The organism is Streptomyces sp. NPDC059900 (assembly GCF_050270335.1).
Classification (GTDB): Bacteria; Actinomycetota; Actinomycetes; order Streptomycetales; family Streptomycetaceae; genus Streptomyces.
This window is the reverse complement of the sequence record NZ_JBNNJZ010000556.1, coordinates 1-5236: the sequence shown is the minus strand read 5'-3', so window position 1 is coordinate 5236 and position 5236 is coordinate 1. Positions and strand designations below refer to the sequence as shown.

The 5236-nt window shown below is 71.2% G+C and carries 7 protein-coding genes; 2 read left to right on the top strand and 5 right to left on the bottom strand.

From position 1 onward, the window contains the following. Positions 1 to 562 precede the first annotated feature (562 nt). Positions 563 to 2083 (top strand): alkaline phosphatase family protein, encoded by a 1521-nt coding sequence (locus tag ACQKIP_RS38915; protein ID WP_365864373.1) that lies wholly within the window; start codon positions 563 to 565, stop codon positions 2081 to 2083. Positions 2084 to 2157: 74 nt separating this feature from the next. On the opposite strand, the gene nadE is transcribed toward ACQKIP_RS38915, so the two are convergent. The 3 genes from nadE to ACQKIP_RS38900 all read right to left on the bottom strand — a co-directional run bounded on the left by nadE (position 2158) and on the right by ACQKIP_RS38900 (position 3514). After that, entirely contained in the window at positions 2158 to 2988 is an 831-nt protein-coding gene (gene nadE, locus ACQKIP_RS38910) for an ammonia-dependent NAD(+) synthetase (RefSeq protein ID WP_365864375.1), read from the bottom strand. A 104-nt stretch (positions 2989 to 3092) separates the two neighbouring features. Beyond that, positions 3093 to 3317 (bottom strand): hypothetical protein, encoded by a 225-nt coding sequence (locus ACQKIP_RS38905; protein WP_365864377.1) that lies wholly within the window; start codon positions 3315 to 3317, stop codon positions 3093 to 3095. Further along, positions 3314 to 3514 carry a hypothetical protein gene (locus ACQKIP_RS38900; RefSeq protein WP_365864380.1) on the bottom strand — a complete coding sequence of 67 codons (201 nt, stop codon included), beginning with the start codon at positions 3512 to 3514 and terminating at the stop codon, positions 3314 to 3316. The genes ACQKIP_RS38905 and ACQKIP_RS38900 overlap by 4 nt, the downstream gene beginning before the upstream one ends. Before the next feature lie 111 nt (positions 3515 to 3625). Between ACQKIP_RS38900 and ACQKIP_RS38895 the strand changes: the two genes are divergently transcribed. Next, positions 3626 to 3820 carry a hypothetical protein gene (locus tag ACQKIP_RS38895; protein ID WP_427745233.1) on the top strand — a complete coding sequence of 65 codons (195 nt, stop codon included), beginning with the start codon at positions 3626 to 3628 and terminating at the stop codon, positions 3818 to 3820. Positions 3821 to 3971: 151 nt separating this feature from the next. On the opposite strand, the gene ACQKIP_RS38890 is transcribed toward ACQKIP_RS38895, so the two are convergent. Together ACQKIP_RS38890 and ACQKIP_RS38885 are read right to left on the bottom strand one after the other, a co-directional pair. Beyond that, positions 3972 to 4859 carry a phosphotransferase enzyme family protein gene (locus tag ACQKIP_RS38890; protein ID WP_365864384.1) on the bottom strand — a complete coding sequence of 296 codons (888 nt, stop codon included), beginning with the start codon at positions 4857 to 4859 and terminating at the stop codon, positions 3972 to 3974. A gap of 80 nt (positions 4860 to 4939) precedes the next feature. Then, positions 4940 to 5236: hypothetical protein (locus ACQKIP_RS38885; protein WP_427745232.1), on the bottom strand; the 297-nt coding region annotated here is incomplete at its 5' end.

Genomic DNA, 5236 nt, shown 5'->3' with positions numbered 1-5236 from the left:
CCTTTGACGGGCACTCTCACCCTGTCTGCCCCCGGTCCCCGGGCGCACAGTGAGGGACCACCCCCTGAGCGGCCGGGAGCACGCTCTGCAGCGAACGCAGCCCCGGCCCGGACGTCCTCACGTCCCGGTCCGGGGCCACTCCCGCGCCTCCGGCCCCGTGGGGACACCGGTGTGAGGGAAAGGGGAGCCACCCCCTGCACTGGTGCGGCTGCCGCCGATCCGGGCGATGCGGTGGCGGCCGCGCCTTCTCCTGCCGCGTCGGGCCCCGGCCGGACTACCCCGCCTGCCCGAAGCGATGCTGATCCGGGTCATGGGGGAGGCTCTGTTGCCTGGCTTCGGGCCTGCGTGGGGGGAGCCGTTTCGCGGTCAGGGGGGCGGAAACCGGCCGTTCACGGCAGGGTTCACTACTTGATCCAAGTGTTCACCAGGGGAGTCCTGGTGCCCGCTCCGCCGCATGCGCCAGGATAGCGAAACGGTAACAGGTCTAGCCCCAACGCCCCAGGATGTCCTGGGGCGTTGGGCTGCGCATCCACCGCCCCGCTCTCCCCGCATGGAGGATCACGTGTCGTCGCACGGCATATCCCGTCAGGGCGTATCCCGCCGCTCGCTCCTCGTCTCGGCCGCGGCCTTCGCCGCCGCCGGCCCGCTCGCCGGCGCCGCGCCGGCCCTCGCCACGAGCCGGGCCAAGACCCCCAAGGTCCTGGTCATCGGCCTGGACGGCGCCCTGCTCGGCAGAATCAAGGACGCCGACGCGCCCGCGCTCAAGGGCTTGATGAGCGCGGGCCTGACCGCGCCGAGCAGCATCTACGCCCAGCCGCTCGCGCCGACCTCCTCGGGCCCGGGCTGGTCGACGCTCATCACGGGGGTGTGGCCCGACAAGCACAAGGTCGTCAACAACGAGTTCACCGGGCACAATCTCGCCGCCTACCCGGACTTCCTGACCCGGATCGAGGCCGCGAAGCCGTCCTTGCGTACCTATGCCGTCGCGTCCTGGAACCCGATCACCGACATCATCTTCTCCGCGAAGGTCGACGCGCGGGTGTCCACCCCGGCGGCCGAGTACGACGCCGGCACCACCGCCCGTGCCGTCGCCGAGATCACTAGCGGCAACCCCGACGCCGTCTTCGTCCAGCTCGACGACATCGACCACGCGGGCCACAACAGCGGCGCCGCCAGCCAGGCCTACCTCGACGCGATCCACGGCGCCGATGCCCGCGTCGGCCAGATCGTCGACGCGGTCAGGTCCCGCCCCGCCTACGGCACCGAGGACTGGCTCATCATGATCACCGCCGACCACGGCCACACCGACCCGGGCGGCCACGGAGGCTCCAGCAGGCCCGAGCGCCAGACCTTCATGATCGCCACCGGCGGCACGGTCACCCCGGGCTCGGTCCGCCACGACGTGCGCATGCCCGACATCGCCGCGAGCGCGCTGGCCCACCTGGGCATCGCGATCGACCCGGCCTGGGGGCTGGACGGGCGCCCCGTGCAGCAGCCCGCGCCGGATGCCTTCGACGCCCTGCGCGACAGGCTGGCCGGGCCCGTCGACGAGAGCGGCATCGGTGCCGGAGTCCTCGGCTTCACGCACACCCCGCCCGCCGGCTGGAGCATCGACAACTCCCGTATGGGCAGCGGGGGCATCACCGAGTGGCGCGGCTGGTCCTTCACCACGGACGAGTTCTGGACGAAGGCCGAACGCGACCAGCGGCGCGAACTCAACATCCGTGCCCGCAACGTCTTCGCGGTCGCCGACGGCGACGAGTGGAGCGACAAATCCTTTGCGGGGAGCTTCGATTCGACGCTGGTCAGTCCCGCCTACGACGTGACCGGCGGCGCGCGGGCCACCCTGGCCTACACCACCTACTACCGCCACGAGGCCCCGCAGAAGGGCGAGGTGCTCGTCTCCTACGACGAAGGGGCCCCCGTCACGGTCAAGACGTACACCGCGGACACCCCCTCCAGGGTCGAGAACCTCACCCTCCAGGTCCCGGCCGGCGCCCGCACGGCCCGGGTCCGCTTCCGCTACACCGGCGGCAACAACTGGTACTGGGTGATCGACGGAGTCGCTCTGACCGCTTCCTGAACACGGCGAAGGGCGCCGGGATACTGCCTCCCGGCGCCCTTCGTCCTTCGCCGTCCGCCGCGGACGGAAACCGCTCAGGGAGCCAGGGGCAGCTGGCGCTTGTGGTCGGTCAGGCGGTAGCGGCTGGTGATGGCCTCGAAGGCCTGCTCGTCGACCGGCTTGCCCTCCAGGAAGTCGTCGATGGTGTCGTAGGTCAGGCCCAGCGCGTCCTCGTCGGTCTTGCCCGGGTCGAGGGACTCCAGGTCGGCCGTCGGCGCCTTCCATACCAGCGCGGCGGGCGCGCCCAGCGTCTCGGCGGTGGCGCGCACCCGGCGCTTGGTCAGGCCGGTCAGCGGCACCAGGTCGGCGGCGCCGTCGCCGAACTTGGTGAAGAAACCGGTGAGCGCCTCCGCGGCATGGTCGGTGCCCACCACCAGGCCGTCCTGCGCACCGGCCACCGCGTACTGGGCGATCATGCGCTGGCGGGCCTTGATGTTGCCGTGGACGAAGTCCTGGTGGGCGGCGTCGCGGAAACTCACCCCGGCGGCCAGCGCCGCCTGGAGCGCGGCGTCACTGGCGGGCCGGACATCCACCGTCAGCACCTGGTCGGCCCGGATGAAGGAGAGCGCGAGCTGGGCGTCGTGTTCGTCGGCCTGGGTCCCGTAGGGCAGCCGCATCGCGTAGAACCGCGCCTCGTGCCCGGCGGCCCGGGCCCGCTCGACGGCCAGCTGGCACAGCCGGCCGGCGAGGGTGGAGTCGACGCCGCCGCTGATGCCAAGCACCAGGGAGCGCAGGCCGGTCGAGGTCAGCCGCTCGGCGAGAAAGGCGATCCGGCGTTCGATCTCCTCCTCGGCCTCGAAGGTCTGGGCGACTTGCAGGTCCCGGGCGATCTCCTGCTGCAGGGCGATGGACGCCGGCTCGCTCACGTCTGCTCCTTGGTTCTGTTTCACGGTGTGCTGTGCACGACCCTAGCTTCACGGGCCACCCGGGTGCGGCGGCCCGCCCGCCTGGCCCCTGCGTCCGGCGGCCGTCAGCCGAGCCGGTAGGTGCGCCAGCCGGTGCCGTCGTCTCGTACGACGGCACCGGCCTGTTCGAGGCGGCGCAGCTGGTAGAGCACGGAGGAGGGGCTGGACAGGCCGACGGCGCGGCCGATCTCGCGGACGCTGGGGGCCTCTCCCTGCTCGCGGATATGGGTGCGGATGCAGGCAAGGACCGCTTGCTGCCGGTCGGTGATGTCCCACGAGCGCCGGGTCATGACCGTTCCTCGGTGCGGCGGCGCAGATCGGCGAGCTGGGTGCGCGGTACGTGTTGGAAGAGGCGGCGGGACAGGCCGATGAGGCGGCGGCGCAGAGCGGTGTTGCCGGCGGCAGGGGCCTGGGCGAGGGCGGTGTAGGTGCGGTTCCAGTCGCGCTGGGTCTCGACGATGTCGGGGGTGTGGTCAGTGGACGCCATACCCCGAGTAGATCATGTGTTCGATTTCTGAGGCGAACGGAACCCTGGCCGGGCCAGTCGTGCCGTACACGGTGTCGTCGGAACAGAGACTGGAACCGCAGTGCGACCGTCGTGCGATCAGCCGTGGTGGGGATGCCGTCCCGTGGCTTCCACGGCGGGGGAGGGCTGCGCCGAGTGCGGGCCGGCCATGTCGAGCAGGAGCAGATGGCCCGGATCGCCACCCTCGACACGGGCAGCTCCCTCTTCTTCGACCACCACGACCCCGAGATCGTCGCCTGGCTCGCGGGCCGCCGCCTGGACGCCTGACCCGCACCCCACAGGGCAAGCAGCAGACAGCGCCATCAGAGCCTGGCTGAACCGCCTCGGTCTCGCCATGGCCCAGCGTGTCCGTATGCGAAGCCGGCGCGCTTCGGGGGCGCCGATGGCGACAGCTCCGTCGCTTGGTTCCCTGCCGCCTTCAGGTGACCTTCGGCGAGCCCTGCAGGCCGCCCAGTCGCTTGCTCAGCGTGTCGAGCGTCGGCCAGGGAGGACCCTCGTGCAGTGCGCGCAGCAACTCGTCTCCGAAGCGCTTCCCGTTCGGGAACTGGTCGCCCAGCTCCCAACGCCACGCGGCGACCATCGCAAGGACGAGCTGGCGGCACTCCTCCAGCAGCCCGTAATCGACGTTCGGGTAGTGCTCGCAGACCGCCTCGGGAACATGGGCGAGGTCGAACTCGACGGGTCCGCGGCAGCACGTCTCGAGGTCGATAAACAGCGGGCCGTGCTGTGTGCTGAGCACGTTGCCCGGATGTGGTTCGCCGTGGAGCAGCTGTTCCACGGCGCCGCGGTCCTCGATCGCGCGTCGCAGGCCGGCCAGCCTGCCGCCGAGGAAACCCCGCTCCGCGTCGGCGAGTTCGGGCGAGCGATCCGGGTCGGCGACAACCTCTTGCGCCTGTGTGATCCGGTCCGTGAACCTCGGGCCCGGCACATCGACCTTGCGCATGCCGGCGTGCAACTGCTCCAGCGCCTTGGCGTATTCGACCGGCGAGGTGTGAGGTGTCACCGGCTCGTAGTAGGTCCACAGCGTGACGGCGAAGCCATCGCGCGTGTGCACCCGCGCGTCGGCCCGGGGCTCCAGGGGGCACGCAGGGCATCCGACCTCGGCGAGCCGCTGAGCGAGCTCGACTTCGAACCGTGCGACCTCTTGTCCCACCTTGGCGACCCGGGCAAAGACGTCGCAGGGCGTCAGCCGCAGGGCCAGTTTGTTCGAGTTGTGCAGAACGATCGCGCCGTCGGCCGGCAGACCGAGCGATGCGGCGACCGCAGTCGCAGCCGCGATCGCACGCGTGACGTCGGTCGTCTCCATCCCCGAATCCTGGCACAGATGATCGAGGGCGGTGCCCCACTCTTGTGGACCGGCACGAGCCGGGCCTCTTTGGTGCGGCTCTAGCCGGGACCGGGCAGCTGGCCGTCGTCGTCGGCCACGGTGCGGGCCGCAGTGCGGGTCTGCTCGGCGCAGGCGCGGTGTTGTGCGGCTTCCCGGGCCCGGTTGCGATGCTCGTAGGCGCCGGCCAGCGTGTCCTGGGCCGCGGCCAGCTTCTCGAGCACGCCTGCGGCCTGCTGCCGCATCCGGGAGGTTGCGTCCTCCAGAGCCTGGAGGGAGGACTCCCGCGATGCTGTTTGCGCAGTGGAGGAAGCTGTTTCCCGGTCGATGGCTTCCTGTTCGCGCAGGTCTCCCGAGAC

Bases quoted from the DNA above. Each gene is read 5' to 3' on its own strand.
- ACQKIP_RS38905 (WP_365864377.1), bottom strand. From the start codon at position 3,317: ATGACCCGGCGCTCGTGGGACATCACCGACCGGCAGCAAGCGGTCCTT.
- ACQKIP_RS38890 (WP_365864384.1), bottom strand. From the start codon at position 4,859: ATGGAGACGACCGACGTCACGCGTGCGATCGCGGCTGCGACTGCGGTC.
- ACQKIP_RS38900 (WP_365864380.1), bottom strand. From the start codon at position 3,514: ATGGCGTCCACTGACCACACCCCCGACATCGTCGAGACCCAGCGCGAC.